Source organism: Erwinia sp. HR93, from assembly GCF_034555055.1.
Taxonomy (GTDB): Bacteria; Pseudomonadota; Gammaproteobacteria; order Enterobacterales; family Enterobacteriaceae; genus Apirhabdus; species Apirhabdus apintestini.
The window spans coordinates 2,117,874-2,134,485 of record NZ_JAXUDP010000001.1 but is presented as its reverse complement, the minus strand read 5'-3'; the positions used below and the strand labels follow the sequence as shown (position 1 = coordinate 2,134,485).

Below are 16,612 nucleotides of genomic sequence, written 5' to 3'. Positions count from 1 at the left end.
TAATAAAAAAATTATCTCCAGCAACAAAAACACATATATCAAATCAATAGTAATTTTCTTACTAAATAAAACCATTTAAGTAATTCCTATAAATTTCTAAGAGCATTCCAGGCGTAAAAAGATAAATATTATCTTTTAAAAATAAAACAAGATAGCCAATACACGGCCAATACCTTTTTCTTAACAACAAGCATCAGTGTTATTATCTAAAACATTTCTTAGCCGACAATCGTGACAGGAACCGGGAATGCCCGCTCACTTACTGATAATCGACGCATTAAATCTTATCAGGCGCATCCACGCAGCGCAGGGCGCTCCCTGTGCTGCCACTTGCCTACGCGCACTGGAACAAATAATCACCAATAGTCAACCAACTCATGCCGTTGCCGTGTTCGATGATGAAGGCCGACATCAGGGCTGGCGACATCAACTGCTGCCCGACTATAAAGCCGGACGAGCAGCCATGCCCGACTCCCTGACTAAGGAACTACCAGATCTGCGGGATGCATTTGCGCATAAAGGGGTTTCCTGCTGGTCGGCGCCGGGACAGGAGGCGGATGACCTGGTCGCCACGCTCGCAGTCAAAGTCGCCAGCGCGGGGCAGCGGGTCACTATCGTGTCAACGGATAAAGGGTATTGCCAGCTTCTTGCGCCGGGGATCGCTCTGCGGGATTATTTCCAAAAACGCTGGCTGGATGCCACGTTTATTGCCCGGACGTTTGGCGTAGAACCCAAACAATTGCCCGATTATTGGGGGCTGGCGGGTATTAGCGGCAGTAAAATTCCGGGAGTGACGGGTATTGGCCCTAAAAGCGCCGCCCAGCTTATTCAGCGCTGGGGTACGCTTGAAAATATTTATCAGACGCTGGATTCACTGGAAGAGAAATGGCGAACAAAGCTGGCGGCGCAGCAAGAGACCGCATTTACTAGCCGAGAAGTTGCGACTTTGCGCGCCAACCTTACGCTGAACGGGAACTTACAGCAGTTAAGACTGACGCGCGAACATCATTAACGTTCGTCGCGTCGACCGCCAACGGCGGCCCACCAGCGGCGAACGTGCACGGTGACTTCTTCCCGGTCATGATAAAGCTGCCGCGCCTGAATTTCAGCATTCACACCAGCGGCCGCCAGCTTATCCCGAATGAATGTCAGATTTTGCGATACCTCTTCATAGCGCTTTTTCATTGGCAGTTTAAGATTAAAAATCGTTTCCCGGCACCAGCCGTTAACCAACCATTCGGTCATCAGCGCTGTCACCTTGGCAGGTTTTTCGACCATATCACAAACCATCCATGAGATATTGTTCCGCGCCGGACGATAGCGAAACCCGTCTTCGCGCAGCCACGTCACCTGCCCGGTATCCATCAGGCTCTGCGCCATAGGCCCATTATCAATGGAGTAAACCCACATATTGCGTTTTACTAACTGCCAGGTCCAGCCGCCGGGACAGGCACCTAAATCCACTGCGTACATTCCATTCGCCAGGCGTTCATCCCACTCATCGGCCGGAATAAAAACGTGAAAAGCTTCTTCCAGTTTAAGCGTAGAACGGCTTGGCGCATCGGACGGGAAACGCAAACGCGGGATCCCCATATAAAAGGGCGAATTATTGGCGCTATATGAATAACCTGTGTAGCAACATCCCGGTGCGATAAAAAAGACATGCACTACCGGGCGCGTCGCGCTGTCATTCTGCGCCAACACGCCCGCGCTACGCAGAGCGGCGCGCAGCGGAACTGTGAATTTACGGCAAAACTTCATCAACTCTTTGCTTTCATTCGTATCCGCGACTTCTACCCGCAAATCACCGCCCTTTTCTACCACGCCCTGCAGCATTCCGATAATTGGCGTTATACGATCTTCGGGCGGTAAATCTTTGAGCAATTCACCGGCCACAAACATCTGGCGCGCAAAGATCAGAGAGCTAAATGGCAGCTCACGCGCTAACTTATCGGCGTCTTCCATCTGGTAACATTCGAAAATGACATAACCGCTGTTATCTTTTACCCGGGCGAAACCATATATCGCCATTTGTCCGGCCTTGTCGGTGATTTCCGCCGCACACTCTTTCTCAAACCCTTGACGGCAATACAAAATCACCTTATTCATTAACAATTACCCTTATGATTCAGGCGCACAGCGCCCGTTAACATGAATAGCCACCCGGTTAAAAAACTGACGCCGCCGACCGGGGTTACAAACGCCCACATTTTTAAGTGAGAAAGCGCCAGGCAATACAAACTGCCGCTAAATAACAGAGTGCCTAACGCCAGAAACACGCTACTCCAGTAAAACCAAATGCTGGTGCGTCGCTGCATCGCTAACGCCAGCCCAAAAATCGCCAGCGTATGAAAAGCCTGATATTCAAGCCCGGTATGTATCCAGCCCATCTCAATAATGCCCAGCGACTTACTCAAAACATGCGCGCCGAATGCACCCAAGGCGACATAGATAAAACCGCTCACGGCGGCGAAAATGAACATGAAACGGCTGGTCATAGTGTTATCCCAAATCATCGCGTGCCGCGCACGCAAAATCATTTAAGTTGGTTCATAGCGAAAGCGAAATTTTTCCTGCTCGCTCGCTGCTTTAGACAGGATCCATTGCCGAAAAGCGGCTATTTTACCCTGTTCAGCCTGGCTGTCATGACAGACCAGATAAAATGTATTTTTACTAACTAATACATCATTAAACGGACACACCAGGCGCCCGGATTCAATTTCGGACTGCGCCATGACGTTATTCGCCAGCGCCACGCCTTGCCCATGAATTGCCGCCTGCAGCACCATCGCACTGTGGCTAAAAATAGGTCCCTGTTGCACATTAATTTGATTGAGGCCCAACTGGCGCACATACGTTTGCCAGTCCCGACGCGAGGCGTCATGCAGCAGCGTAAACCGGGCCAGATCCTCCGGCGCTTTAAGCGGATGTTCGCCAGATAGCAATTGCGGCGCACATACCGGCAGCAAATACTCCGTATAGAGTTTTTCCACCCGCAGCCCCGGCCAATTGCCGCGTCCGTAAAAGATAGCCACATCTACATCGTCTGACAGCTTATCTTCTTCCCTGTCGACCGCCTGAATTCGCACATCAATACCAGGCCATTCAGCGTTGAAACTGGACAAACGCGGCACCAGCCAGTGAATGGCGAAGCTGGGTAACAGGCTCACCGTCAGAGCACCTCTGGCGCTACGCGCCTGTAATTTACGCGTCGCTTCATTTAACTGCGAAAAGATTTCTTTAATATCCTGAAAATAGCTTTGCCCTTCCTCTGTTAACAGCAGAGAACGATTACGCCGACGAAATAATTTCAGCCCCAAAAAATCTTCCAGCGATTTAATCTGGTGACTCACCGCAGCCTGAGTAACAAACAGCTCTTCTGCCGCCTTAGTAAAACTAAGGTGACGCGCCGCAGCGTCAAACACGCGTAATGCATTAAGGGGAGGTAATCGTTTGGACATGGCTATGCTTGCTGATTGTTAAAATTATAAACATAAAGGCAAAGTCATTTACCTATTAGTTTTTTTTATCTGAACCATTATAAATTGTCCGTTGAGCGTGCGCCAGCAAATACCTATAGTGGCGCCACTTCCTAAGCCGGAACGAAAAGTTGCCTGGATAACTCTGGGGGGCTTTTGGCTTGCGGTTGTGATGTTGTGTTGTTGTGTTTGCATTGGGTCTATAGATTCAGACCCGCGGTAGCAGGGCTACCCTTTTCACTTTCTATACATTTACCCTGTCTGTCCATAGTGATTAATGTAGCACCGCAAAAAGCGGTGCTTTTTTTTATGTACATTATTTCAGTTCTGTCATCTCCCTGACTTCACTGCGATTGATTTGCTGCTCATTGCCGTTAGCATCTTTATAGCTAATCATACCGGTAGAATCGTCGGTATTGGGCTTGCCTGAAGAAACAATACTGCGCCCGTCTGTTGTGTGCATCACATAGTTCGAAGAGCATGCCGCCAGGCTAAATACGGCCATGCAGGCTGCCAAAAACATCGTCATTTTATTCATAATATCTCTCCTTGTAGCGTTTAATGCTGATAAATTATTTTCCCAACGTCAGGCCAGAATAAAAGCCCACTATGTACAGCATAACCTGCTTCCTTACTTTTTCCAGCCGCCGGCGCTACGCCCGCTCTGCACACCTTGCCGTTAACGTAAAAATACGTCACGATCGGGTAATTCAGCGAGGTCTCCATGACAACTTTTAACCCCGCCCGCTTCCGCGAGCAATTCCCGGCGCTGGCCGATGCCGGTGTCTATCTCGACAGTGCAGCCACGGCGCTAAAACCGCATCCGGTCATTGATGCCTGCGCCCAATTTTACGCCATCAGCTCTGGTAGCGTACATCGCAGCCAGTACGGCGCAGCTCGTCTCCTGACGGAGCAGTATGAAGCCGCGCGCGATAAAGTCGCGGCGCTAATAAACGCCCCGGAATCGCGCAGCGTAGTCTGGACACGCGGCGCTACGGAAGCCATTAACATAGTCGCCCAGTGCTATGCGCGCCCGCGTCTGACGGCAGGCGATGAGATAATCGTCAGCGAAGCCGAACATCACGCCAACCTGGTCCCCTGGCTGATAGTCGCGCAGCAAACCGGCGCGCGCGTTGTTAAGCTGCCGCTCAGCGCAGACTATTTACCTGACCTGACCCTACTTCCCGCGCTGATCAATTCGCGAACCCGTATTTTAGCGATGGGTCAGATGTCCAATGTCACCGGTGGAATGCCCGATCTGGCTTATGCCACCAAGCTGGCGCATGCGGCAGGCGCGGTGGTGGTGGTTGACGGCGCTCAGGGCGTAGTCCACTGCCCACCGGACGTACAGTTACTGGATATCGATTTTTACGCTTTTTCAGCCCATAAGTTGTACGGCCCTACGGGGATCGGCGCGCTATGGGGAAAAGCCCACCTTCTGGAAGAAATGACGCCCTGGCTGGGCGGCGGAAAAATGATCGAACGCGTCTCTTTTGAAGGCTATACGCTACAGCCTATTCCCTATCGTTTTGAAGCGGGGACGCCTAATATCGCGGGCGTAACCGGTCTTAGCGCTGCGCTAAGCTGGCTTGAAACCGTGAATATTCATCAAGCGGAATCCTGGTGCCAAAGCCTGGCAACGATGGCGGAAAATGCGCTCAAACGCCGTCCCGGTTTTTGCAGCTACCGCGCTCAGAATGCCAGCCTGCTGGCATTTAATTTCACACATATTCACTATGCGGATATGGCGACTTTGCTGGCGGAATACGGTATCGCGCTTCGCGCCGGGCAGCACTGTGCACAGCCGCTGCTGGCTGCACTCGGTGTTGAAGGCACGCTGCGCGCCTCTTTCGCGCCGTATAATACTCAGGAAGATGTCGAACAATTTATCGATGCGGTTGACCGCGCTCTGGCGTTGTTACAGGACTAAATGAATGAGCAGCGAACATCCTTTTGGAACCACGATTACCGCAGATAGCCTGCGCGCTATTTTTCAGCCGCTTCAGCAGTGGGAAGAAAAATATCGCCAGTTAATACTGCTCGGGAAAAAATTGCCGGTTCTTGATGAGGCATTTAAAACACAGGAAAGTGAAATATCCGGCTGTGAAAACCGCGTCTGGTTAGGCTATCGTGTCGCCGCCAACGGCGCATTGCACTTTTTCGGCGACAGCGAGGGCCGTATTGTACGCGGTTTGCTGGCCGTGTTACTGACGGCAGTAGAAGGGAAAAGTGCGGCCGAACTACGAGCGATGAACCCGCTGGCGCTGTTCGATGAGTTAGGGTTGAGTATGCAGCTAAGCGCTTCGCGCAGTCAGGGTCTGGCGGCGCTTGCAGAGGTGGTTAACCACGCTGCAGGCGGCTAGCACAGTGAAAAATTTGGCCCGGGCCAAATATATCAAGATAGCAAAACGCCTGATGCCCGTCGGGCGCTTCACATCCCAACATCAATGCCGCTCGCGTTCCGCTTTCGCCAGCATTTTCTTCAGCACGTGCGACACCGCGACAAAACCGAAACTGGCGGTCACCATGGTTGCCGCGCCAAACCCGGACGCACAGTCCATTCGCTTTGGCCCTTCCGCGCTCTGCTTTGCAGCACACACTGAGCCATCTGCCTGGGGGTACACCAGCGGCTCGGTTGAAAACACGCAGTCAACGCCCAGTTTACCTTTACTGTTTTTCGCCACGCCGAAATCGTGCTTTAATCGTTCGCGCAGCTTCGCCGCCAGCGGATCCTGAATCGTTTTCGCTAAATCGGCGACCTGAATTTGCGTAGGATCCTTCTGCCCTCCTGCTCCACCGGTAGTCACTAGCGGAATTTTATGCCGCCGACACCACGCAATTAGCGCGGCTTTAGGACGCACGCTATCTATAGCGTCAATGACATAGCTATACGGCTGCTGCATCATCTGCGCGACATTTTCTATGGTAACGAAATCGTCGATAACTGTTACCCGACATTCTGGATTAATCTGGCTAATCCGGGCTGCCATCACTTCCCCTTTTGCCTGACCAATGGTATCGCGCAGCGCATGGATTTGACGGTTAGTATTCGTAACGCAAACATCGTCCATATCAATAAGCGTAATTGCACCAATGCCGGTACGAGCCAGCGCCTCAGCGGCCCAGCTACCCACCCCACCAATACCCACCACACACACGTGCGCCGCAGCAAAAAGGGTGAGTGCATCCTGCCCGTATAAACGGGCCGTACCGCCAAAGCGCTGCCGCCAGGCATCAGAAAGGGTTACTGACATGAACAAAACCTCAAAAAAGAAAAAGCGGGCCAATTATAGCGCCCGCCTCAGAGAAACAGAACGATGAAGATTAGCCGCTAAAAAGAGAGTTCCCGGCACCGGGCGCCGTTTTAAGTACCCAAACGCGCCCATAATGATTGTACCACCCGGCGCGATGCCCAGCCTCGGCACCGATCCCCTGGTATATATCAAAGTGCTGCCCCTTAATCGCCCCACCGACGTCAAGCGCCACCATAACACGCAGCTCATACTGCCCGTTAAATTTGCCGTTATTATCTAAAAGCGGTACCTCAGCAAGCAGCGTCGTCCCCGGTGGAATGATACTGCGATCGGCGGCAACGGATGCGCGCCCAACCAGCGGTACAGCGCTGGCACCCTTCACCGGTGCGAACGACTCGGGCTTAAAGAAAACAAAAGAAGGATTTTGTTCAAGCAGTTCGCGAACTTCATATTCGCTGTGCGTTGCGGCCCAGTGGCGGATGGCCTGCATCGACATATCTTCGCGCTTCACTTCCCCACGATCGATAAGCACCTTGCCGATGCTGCGATACGCATGCCCGTTTTTGCCTGCATAGCCAAAAAACACCAGCGGTGAGCCGTCGCCAAAATCCACATAGCCGCTCCCCTGCACATCCATAATAAAATTATCAATCAGCGAATTGCTATAACCCAGCACGTAGCTTTCACTCAGCGCTCCCGCATAAATATCTGCCCGAGAAGGCAAACGCCCACGCTTCGGCGGCATACGATAAAGGGGGTATTGGAACGCGCCCTGTCGGGTATGACGCGCCTGAATGACCGGCGTATAGTATCCGGTAAATTGCACGTTTCCGTAATCATCTGTGCCTTCCATTTGCCAGGCATCCAGCCCGAAGCGCGCCAGCGTGCGTGTATCTCCCCCCGAGCGCAGCCACTCCTCTACCGCGCTGAAAACCGCACTCTGATTTTGATACATACGCGGTGAGGCATTGCGAATTTCACCGATCTGATGAGTGAAATCACCGGCGTTGTTCGGCGCGCCAACCGCATCGGGTTGATTAACCAGCGAGAAAGGTTGTTTAAACTTGCCGTCTTTATACTGCTGGCCCCGATCGGTGGGTTTAGAGCTACAGGCAGCCAGCATCACCAGCACGGCGCTTGTTAAGATTGTTCTGACCCAGGTTCCTTTCATTACATTCTCTTTATTAATAGTTACCGCGGCATGCTTCAGCAAGATAGCAAACGCGACTTGTGATGGAAATGCGTAAGCCAGTTACAGCCTATTAACGTACAGAAAAAAAGCGCTCCTGGGGGTTATTTAAGCAAACGCAAAGGAAAACCCGCAGTTCCTTCAGAAAAGGGTTGCATCAATGCGTCAGGAGAGTATATTGCGCATCCACGGACGCGGGGTGGAGCAGCCTGGTAGCTCGTCGGGCTCATAACCCGAAGGTCGTCGGTTCAAATCCGGCCCCCGCAACCAATTAAGCGCATTAGCGCGAACAATATAAGCAGTAATGACGGACGCGGGGTGGAGCAGCCTGGTAGCTCGTCGGGCTCATAACCCGAAGGTCGTCGGTTCAAATCCGGCCCCCGCAACCAACGTCAACAACAGGCACCCCATCGGGTGTTTTTTTGTTCTTGCGCCCGTTATTTCCCGGCCATCGGCGCTTCCCTGCGCCGCATATATTCTCTTTAACTTCTACGTACGCGCGCGGCGCCGCTGGCAAAATAGGCTTTTATTCCTTTTAATATTGATTCCGCCACCTGCTGCTGAAACGCGGCGGTACGCAGCTTGCGCTCTTCTTCTACGTTACTAATAAACGCAGTTTCAACAAGAATAGACGGTATCTCCGGCGCTTTCAGCACCGCAAAACCAGCCTGCTCGACGCTGTCTTTATGCAGGCGATTAATCCCACCCATATGATCCAAAACCGCTTTGCCAAACTTTAGGCTATCGGTGATAGTCAGCGACTGAACCATATCGAACATCGTGTGATCCAAATAGCGATCCCCGCTGCGGCTCACACCGCCGATAAGATCCGACGCGTTCTGCGTCTTCGCTAAATACCGGGCGGCGGTACTGGTCGCTCCTTTAGTGGACAACGCGAACACGGACGAGCCGTGCGCTGAACGATCGGAAAACGCATCCGCGTGAATGGATACAAACAGATCGACACGCTGCTTGCGCGCTTTTGCAACCCGCACTCCGAGAGGAATAAAAACATCTTCATTGCGCGTCATGTAAGCCTGCATATTCGGCTCTTGCTCAATAAGCGCTTTTAGGCGGCGGCCAATTTTCAGCACCACGTCTTTTTCATGGGTTTTATATTTGCCCGTCGCGCCAGGATCCTCACCGCCGTGACCGGGGTCTATCATAATACTGATTGGCCGGTCGCGCCCGGCTTTGCCCGGCTTAGGCCCTTGTTCAGCCTGAGGAATTTTATCCAGCGACCCCTTATTATAATCTTCCAGCAGAGCCAATAATGGGTCTTTCTCACTGTCGCTATTCGCAGGATACAAATCCATCACCAGGCGTTCTTTGAATTCAGCAACGGGTTTGAGCGCAAACAAATGCGGTGCGACATCCTGCTTCAACTCAAATACCAGGCGCAGCGTCTGCGGGCTAAATTGCCCGACCCGAGCCGATTTAATGTACGGATCGTCCGGATGGACAAGATTTCCCAATTTCTTTAACACGGAATTTAACTGTACGCCGTCAATATCCACCACCAGCCGCGCGGGGTTACTTAACGCAAACTGTCGATACTTAAGCTGATGCGTGGATTCCAGCGTAACGCGCGTGTAGGTTGACGCAGGCCATACGCGCACAGCAATAATTTGGCTATCCGCGGCCAGACCAAGCGGGCTGACGCTTAATAACCACATGGCCCCCGCTCCCTGCAACAAACGGCGACGGCTAAACGAACTGGCTTCCGACATGCTTCTCCCGAGGAAACGATAAGAAATAACAATAATAACTTCAGAATAGCGACCGAAAACTTTAACCAAAGCCGGGCACACTGTCACCCGCAAAAGGGTAAACATCCAATAATGTGTGGAAAAAAACGTGTTAATAATACGTTAAACATGATGAAAACTTTCGCTTGCACCCACCCCTAAAAAAGAATAAAAATACAAATATTATGAATATTAATTCAACAGGCACGCATCATGCTGGAGAGAAATACCGAGCTAGTAGAGGGTTTTCGCCATTCAGTCCCTTATATCAACGCTCATCGAGGCAAAACCTTCGTTATCATGTTAAGCGGTGAAGCCATAGAGCATGAAAATCTATCATCAATCATTAGCGATATAGGATTATTACATAGCCTCGGCATCCGCCTTGTCGTGGTTTACGGCGCTCGCCCGCAAATCGACGCTAACCTGGCGGCGCACGGCTATAATCCTGTTTACCATAAACACACGCGGGTTACGGATGGCAAAACCCTGGAGCTTGTCAAACAGGCGGCGGGATTATTGCAGCTAGAAATTACGGCGCGTCTCTCAATGAGCCTGGGCAACACACCGCTGCAGGGAGCGCATATTAATGTAGTCAGCGGCAATTTCATTATCGCTCAGCCCTTAGGCGTGGACGACGGCGTGGATTACTGCCACAGCGGACGCATACGTCGTATCGATGAAGACGCTATCGCTCGTCAACTGAATAATGGCGCCATCGTTCTGGCCGGCCCTGTCGCCGTTTCCGTTACTGGCGAAAGCTTTAATCTAACTTCTGAAGAAATCGCCACCCAGCTTGCCATTAAACTTCGCGCAGAAAAAATGATTGGGTTCTGTTCCTCTCAGGGCGTTACCGACAGCGACGGACGTATACTCCCCGAACTTTTTCCCAATGACGCCCAGCAGCATGTCACTCGGCGTGAGGCCGAAGGCGATTACCACTCTGGCACCGTGCGTATGTTACGGGGTGCCATTAAAGCCTGCCGCAGCGGCGTCAGACGCTGCCACTTAATAAGTTACCGTGAGAACGGCGCACTGCTTCAGGAACTGTTTTCCCGGGATGGCATCGGTACCCAAATCGTGATGGAGAGCGCGGAGCAAATTCGCCGGGCAACCATCAATGATATCGGTGGAATACTGGCGTTAATCCGTCCTCTGGAACAGCAGGGCATTCTGGTACGCCGCTCGCGCGAACAGCTGGAAATGGAAATTGATAACTTTACTATTATTCAGCGCGATGGCATGACAATTGCCTGCGCGGCGCTTTATCCTTTTAGTAGTGAAAAAATTGGCGAAATGGCCTGCGTCGCGGTGCATCCGGATTATCGAAGCTCCTCACGCGGCGAACTTTTGCTAGAGCGTATCGCCGCCCAGGCAAGAAACCAGGGCCTGGAGCGCTTGTTTGTACTCACTACGCGTAGCATCCACTGGTTCCAGGAACGCGGCTTCGCGCCGGTAGAGATTGATTTACTGCCGGACAGCAAAAAACGGCTCTATAACTACCAGCGTCGCTCTAAAATCCTGATGGCTAATCTGAACTAATTTCGGCGCTGGCAAACGTATTGAGTAAACCGCTGCGCCGTTCGGTACGCGTGTTAATCGCCTGTTTTAATACGCTGGCATCAGCGTACAGGGCCAAAAACGCGCGCGCGCGCGTAATCGCGGTATACACTAACTCGCGGGTGAGCGGCGCAGCGAAGCGATCGGGAAGGACCAGCGCAACGCTCTCAAACTCCGAGCCCTGAGATTTATGCACCGTCATTGCCCATGCGGTCTCATGCTCGGGCATCCGCCCCGGCGGCACGGACTTTAAGGTACCGTCAGGCATTTGAAACCACACGCGCAATCCTGACTCATCGCGCAGAACAATACCGACATCGCCGTTAAACAACCCGAGCGCGCTTTCGTTTCGGGAAATCATCACTGGCCGCCCGTGATACCAGCGTCCGGCCAGTTCACCAGGCGCAATATGCCCGTGCCGAACCAGCAATTGCTCAACGCGCCGGTTCAGCCCCGCAACGCCGAACGGCCCGGCGCGCAGCGCGCATAAAAGCTGGAATTCGTTAAAGGCTTCCAGTCGCTCATCCGGCGTCGCACCTGGAGACTTCAATGCAGCAAGATAGCGGGCGTAGCCTTTAAGCGTGTCGGCAAGCGCCGCTGCATAATCGTCTCGCGAACGCAGGGGGTGATAAACGATATCTGCATAATCGCCATTCAGCGCAGTCATTGCCATAGGGACATCACCACGATTAACCGCCACCGCCAGTTGACCAATCCCTGACGTTCCATCAAAGCGATAGCTCTTTTGCAGCAAGCACAGTGCGTCGCATAGCATCGGCATCTGCTCGCACTCACCGGCCGACACAGGATTGCCGGTCAAATCACTCAATTCTGCGGCCCGCTCCGGGCTGAAGCCAAAGCGCAGAAAGTGGCAAATATCGCCTAACACCGCGCCCGCTTCTACGGATGCAAGCTGATCGCGATCGCCCAGAAAAATAACGCGCGCATGAGCGGGCAACGCGGCTACAAGCCGCGCCATCATCAGGAGATCCACCATAGAGGCTTCGTCCACCACCAGAACATCCAGATGCAGCGGGTTATCCGCGTGATAGCGAACCTGCTGGCTCCCTGGCTGTACGCCAAGCAGGCGGTGCAGCGTCGTTGCTTCCTCAGGTAACAGCATTTTCTGCTGTGGGGAAAGCGACAAATGACTCAGGGCTTTTCCCAAAGATTCCGTTAATCGTGCCGCAGCCTTGCCCGTCGGCGCGGCCAGGCGAATACGCAGGCGCTCCGGGGTTTCAAGCTGAATAAGCGCGGTCAGCAGTTTTGCTACCGTGGTGGTTTTCCCGGTTCCCGGGCCGCCAGATATCACTGAGATTCGCCGCGTGAGTGCAACCGCTGCGGCAACTTTTTGCCAGTTAACCTCCGATTCACCCGAGCCAAAGAGCGCATCCAGCACCACATGTAACCGCGTGGCGTCCTGCGCTATCCGGCGATTCTCCTGTAAAAAAAATGCCGCAACCCGGCGCTCATTGTAAAACATGCGATTCAAATAGAGACAATTGTCAGCCAGCTTTAGCGGCGTCGCCGCCGCACCGTCATCGCTAACGGCCTGTGACGCAAGAAGCGCATCGTGCCAGCCTCCAGAAGGCGCCGCATAGTCAAATAGCGCCTGCGCGAGGCCAGCGTGGCGCGCCGGGAAGGCCATCTCGGGCGTTAAACGGTCTAAGGGCAGGCAGACATGCCCTTCTCCGGTATCCCGGCTTAACAGCGCCGCCGCTAGCTGCGCCGCAGGAGCGTTTTCCTCCACCAGCATGGTAGCGAAACGCGCATCCAGCGGACGCAAGAGCTTTAGTGCTACCGCCTGCTGCAGTAACTCAGCCATCTTCATGCGCTCATATCCTCACTTTGTCCGGCAAACAGGGCATCCATCTCTTCTACCAGCCGCTCATCCGGGCGAGTCATAAAGACCCCTCTTTCAGGAGCCTCGCCCGCCATACCGCGCAAAAAGAGGTAAATTACGCCGCCAAAATGCTCTTCATAGGCGTAATCGCGTATTCGCTGGCGTAAATAGCGGTGTAGAGCCAGGGTATAAAGTTGGTATTGCAAGTCATAACGATGCTCGCACATGGCGCGCTCCATCGCCTCACGCGTGTAGGCCTGCGCATCAGCACCCAACCAGTTCGACTTATAGTCCAGCAGGTAATAACGCCCGCGCCAGCGGAACACCAAATCGATAAATCCTTTCAGCATGCCCTGCAACTGTGAGAAATCAAGCGCCGGACAGCGTGCAGAAAGCGGGTCGTAGCGATGCGCGATTTTATCTAACGCCGCCGGGGTCAACGTGGCGTTAACCGGCAGCCAAAAAGCCATCTCGACCAGTTTATCCGCATTGGAAATGCGGCTCAGCGCAGCTCCATCGTTCCCGAGCGGGGTATGTAAAATATCGGTAAGCCAGGCGCACAGGGCTGGCTGCCAGGCGGGATCAAATCCGCCTAATGAAAGCTGTTCTGCTACCCACGCTGCGTCAACCGGCTCGGTAAAATCGATGCGCTCGAATAATGCATGCAAAAAAGTGCCAGGCGACGCCCCTTTGGGAAAGGCATGCGGAGTAAGTAACTGCTCACTTTCCCGATCAAATTTCCCTGCGGCATCAATATCCAGCGTTGGCAGCAGATCCTGGGCGATGTGACCATGCCGCTGTAATCCGCTATAGCTGGTCACCCGCCAGCGCACGCCGGACGCTAACGCATATTCGCGTGCCGCCAGCAGTATTTCCTCACCGGCTGCGGGCTGCCAGGGCCGGTTATCGCCATCTGGCGCAACCGGCTCCAGCACCATATTTTCATCACACAAAGAGATTAATGCCTGCCGCAGCCCTTCCGCGTCCATAGGCTCCCCGCGCTGAATAAGCCAGCCTGGGGCGCTGAGATGCAGATCGCTAACGCCTTTTTTTGCCCGCCCGCCGCGAAATATGGGTGCAATACCGAGGCAGCAGTGCCACTGTGAGCGCGTCATCGCCACATACAGCAGTCGCAAATCTTCCGCCAGGCGCTCTTCTTCTGCCAGCCCAAGGCTTTCTGCATCATTGCTCAGATCCAATAGCGCTTCAAATGACTGCCGGTCGTGATAAAAAGCCTGTTTTTGCGGCCTGAAACCGGCGATAAACGGCAGGCAAACCAGAGCGTATTCCAGTCCTTTAGATTTATGAATCGTGACTATCTGGACTAAATGACGGTCGCTTTCCAGACGCAGCTGCTGCGAGTCGGCTCGGTTATCCGGCTCTGCAATTTGCTGCGCCAGCCAGCGAATTAGCGCGGGTTCGCTATCCAGCCTGGCGGAGGCTTCCTGAAGCAGCTCGCTGAGGTGCAGCAGATCGGTCAAACGACGTTCACCGCCAGGGGTAGCCAGCATATTTTCCGCTATGCGGCGCGCAGCCATCAGCCCTTTCAGCATGGGCATTACCCCGCGCTGTCGCCATAGCATCCGCCAGCCGTCAAACTCTTCAACCAGCTTATCCCACGCCTGTTCATCCTGATTTAGCGCATCCAGCATCGCCGCGTCCAGCCCCAGAATCCCTGTCGCCAGTGCGCTGCGCAGCGCGCTATCTTGCCCCGGCGTGAGTACCGCCTGCAGTAACCAGAGCAGCTCGCTAGCCTCTCGGGTTGCAAAAACGCTATCCCGGTTAGAAAGATACACGGAAGGAATATTGAGCGTGCGCAGCGCGTCGCGTATCAGCGCCGCTTCGGCGCGGCTGCGTACCAGAATAGTGATGTCGCTTGCCTGCACCGGTTTCGACTTCGGCTGCCCGGACTCGTCACGCCACAGTAACGCACTGCCGCGCTCTCCGCCTTCCAGCCACTCTCGCACCTGAAGTGCGCAGCGCTGCGCCATCAGTTGTTGGTACTCACTTACGCTAACCCCTTCGCCGGGCACCAGCCAAAATGTCAACGCTGGCTGCGTGGCCTCATCAACGGTAAAACGCATACGGGCGTTTCGCGAGGCTGGTTCAACGGGAAGAAAAGGAATTTGCCGGAATAAAAAAGGGTTACTTTGATGCGCAAACAGGCGGTTAACGCTCTGCACCATGCCCGGGGCCGAACGCCAGTTGGTCCCCAGCGTATAGTGGGCGCTTACCTCTGAGCGCGCGCGCATATAGGTAAAAATATCCGCGCCGCGAAAAGCATAAATCGCCTGTTTGGGGTCGCCAATTAATAACAGTGCCGATTCGGGTTGGCGTAGCCAGATACGTTTAAAAATACGATATTGCTGAGGGTCGGTATCCTGAAACTCATCGATCATCGCAACCGGGAAACGCCGACGAATGGCCTGCGCCAGCGCTTTGCCTCCCGGCTGGCGCAGCGCTTCATCAAGCCGGCTTAGCATGTCATCAAACCCCAGCTCTCCGCGACGCTGTTTCTCTCGCGCCACGGATGTGCGAATTTCATCTATAGCGCGCGCAATGACCAGATCGCGCAGCGAAAGCGGTTCATCCAGCAATGCTTCAATGACATCGAAAAGCGTATGTCGGGGAGGCTCCCCTTTTTTTGTTTTCTGTACCAAAAACGAGGTGGAAAATTTACTTAGCGCCTCCGGCAAGCAATAAGACGTGGTTTCACTAATTGCCCATTCATTAACTTTTGTAAGCCAGACTGGCAGGTTTTTGCTGCTGAAACTGCGTTTATCAACGCCGGATTGGGCAATTAGCCCTTCCAGCTCTGGCGCCGCATCCCGCCACTGAGCTTTTACGGCGTCGATGCGCGCAATAATGCGCTCATGGCGTTCCTGAAGCGTCTCTTCAGAAGGCGGGCATCGTAGCTGCGGCGCTTCACCCGACAGCCATGCCTTTATTTCACGCAGCAGCGCCTCCGGCCCGGACCATATATCACTTACGGCCTGCGCTACTGGCCGTGATAACGGATAACAATGCCGACGCCAGAAGTCGGCGCACGCCTGGCGCTGCAGCAGGCTCTCATCCTCAATAAGTTTCTGCTCAAACAGCATGCCGGACTCAAACGCATTCAGACTCAGCATACGCTGACAAAAACCGTGGATGGTGAACACGGCGGCTTCATCCATTTGCCGCTCGGCAAATCGCAGCGTGCGAGCCGCCTGCGCCCAGTCGGGAATTTCATTGAGTAATCGCGCCATTAGCGGATGTTCGCTATGCCCGCGAATGCAGGCGATACGCAATGCGTGAATATTTTCCCGAATACGTCCGCGCAGCTCTCCGGTCGCCGCTTCAGTAAACGTGACGACTAACAGCTCCTCCACGCTGAGCGCGCGCACCGGCGCAGCATCCCCACCCAGCCCTAGCAGCAACCGCAAATAAAGCGCTGCGATGGTAAAGGTCTTTCCAGTGCCGGCCGACGCTTCGATTAGCCTGTCTCCATAAAGAGGCAAACATAATGGATCGAGTGACTGTGCGGCTATCTCACTCAT

The 16,612-nt window shown here is 53.6% G+C and carries 13 protein-coding genes and 2 tRNA genes; 6 read left to right on the top strand and 9 right to left on the bottom strand.

Features of this window, described 5'->3' with window-relative positions:
* Positions 1-247: 247 nt before the first annotated feature.
* Entirely contained in the window at positions 248-1,012 is a 765-nt protein-coding gene (gene xni, locus SFA31_RS09955; RefSeq protein ID WP_322837831.1) for a flap endonuclease Xni, read from the top strand.
* Here xni and rlmM read toward each other — a convergent pair.
* The 4 genes from rlmM to SFA31_RS09935 form a co-directional block, all read right to left on the bottom strand.
* A complete protein-coding gene (gene rlmM, locus SFA31_RS09950) occupies positions 1,009-2,109 on the bottom strand; it encodes a 23S rRNA (cytidine(2498)-2'-O)-methyltransferase RlmM (RefSeq protein ID WP_322837830.1) in 1,101 nt (366 codons plus the stop codon). The genes xni and rlmM overlap by 4 nt on opposite strands.
* Positions 2,109-2,498, bottom strand: coding sequence for a DUF423 domain-containing protein (locus SFA31_RS09945; protein WP_322837829.1), 390 nt, complete (start codon positions 2,496-2,498; stop codon positions 2,109-2,111). The genes rlmM and SFA31_RS09945 overlap by 1 nt, the downstream gene beginning before the upstream one ends.
* 42 nt (positions 2,499-2,540) lie before the next feature.
* Positions 2,541-3,461 (bottom strand): transcriptional regulator GcvA, encoded by a 921-nt coding sequence (locus SFA31_RS09940; RefSeq protein ID WP_322837828.1) that lies wholly within the window; start codon positions 3,459-3,461, stop codon positions 2,541-2,543.
* A 334-nt stretch (positions 3,462-3,795) separates the two neighbouring features.
* The gene (locus SFA31_RS09935; protein WP_322837827.1) at positions 3,796-4,017 is read right to left on the bottom strand and encodes a YgdI/YgdR family lipoprotein; all 222 of its coding nucleotides are present in this window, start codon (positions 4,015-4,017) and stop codon (positions 3,796-3,798) included.
* 186 nt (positions 4,018-4,203) lie between these two features.
* On the opposite strand from SFA31_RS09935, the gene csdA reads away from it, so the two are divergent.
* Entirely contained in the window at positions 4,204-5,409 is a 1,206-nt protein-coding gene (csdA, locus tag SFA31_RS09930) for a cysteine desulfurase CsdA (protein WP_322837826.1), read from the top strand.
* 4 nt (positions 5,410-5,413) lie between these two features.
* On the top strand, positions 5,414-5,842 hold the full coding sequence (gene csdE, locus SFA31_RS09925; protein WP_322837825.1) for a cysteine desulfurase sulfur acceptor subunit CsdE: 429 nt from the start codon (positions 5,414-5,416) through the stop codon (positions 5,840-5,842).
* A gap of 81 nt (positions 5,843-5,923) precedes the next feature.
* On the opposite strand, the gene tcdA is transcribed toward csdE, so the two are convergent.
* Positions 5,924-6,733 carry a tRNA cyclic N6-threonylcarbamoyladenosine(37) synthase TcdA gene (gene tcdA / locus SFA31_RS09920; RefSeq protein WP_322837824.1) on the bottom strand — a complete coding sequence of 270 codons (810 nt, stop codon included), beginning with the start codon at positions 6,731-6,733 and terminating at the stop codon, positions 5,924-5,926.
* Positions 6,734-6,803: 70 nt separating this feature from the next.
* Positions 6,804-7,904: a murein transglycosylase A gene (gene mltA / locus SFA31_RS09915; protein WP_322837823.1), complete on the bottom strand. Its 1,101-nt coding sequence runs from the start codon at positions 7,902-7,904 to the stop codon at positions 6,804-6,806.
* Positions 7,905-8,115: 211 nt separating this feature from the next.
* On the opposite strand from mltA, the gene SFA31_RS09910 reads away from it, so the two are divergent.
* Together SFA31_RS09910 and SFA31_RS09905 are read left to right on the top strand one after the other, a co-directional pair.
* Positions 8,116-8,192 (top strand) — tRNA-Met (locus SFA31_RS09910).
* A gap of 42 nt (positions 8,193-8,234) precedes the next feature.
* Positions 8,235-8,311 (top strand) — tRNA-Met (locus SFA31_RS09905).
* Between the two features lie 93 nt (positions 8,312-8,404).
* Here SFA31_RS09905 and amiC read toward each other — a convergent pair.
* On the bottom strand, positions 8,405-9,652 hold the full coding sequence (amiC, locus tag SFA31_RS09900) for an N-acetylmuramoyl-L-alanine amidase AmiC (RefSeq protein ID WP_322837822.1): 1,248 nt from the start codon (positions 9,650-9,652) through the stop codon (positions 8,405-8,407).
* 228 nt (positions 9,653-9,880) lie between these two features.
* Here amiC and argA point away from each other — a divergent pair, with 228 nt between their 5' ends.
* Positions 9,881-11,212, top strand: coding sequence for an amino-acid N-acetyltransferase (gene argA / locus SFA31_RS09895; protein ID WP_322839343.1), 1,332 nt, complete (start codon positions 9,881-9,883; stop codon positions 11,210-11,212).
* Here the strand turns inward: argA and recD are convergent.
* The gene (gene recD, locus SFA31_RS09890; RefSeq protein ID WP_322837821.1) at positions 11,199-13,061 is read right to left on the bottom strand and encodes an exodeoxyribonuclease V subunit alpha; all 1,863 of its coding nucleotides are present in this window, start codon (positions 13,059-13,061) and stop codon (positions 11,199-11,201) included. The genes argA and recD overlap by 14 nt on opposite strands.
* A complete protein-coding gene (gene recB, locus SFA31_RS09885) occupies positions 13,058-16,612 on the bottom strand; it encodes an exodeoxyribonuclease V subunit beta (RefSeq protein WP_322837820.1) in 3,555 nt (1,184 codons plus the stop codon). The genes recD and recB overlap by 4 nt, the downstream gene beginning before the upstream one ends.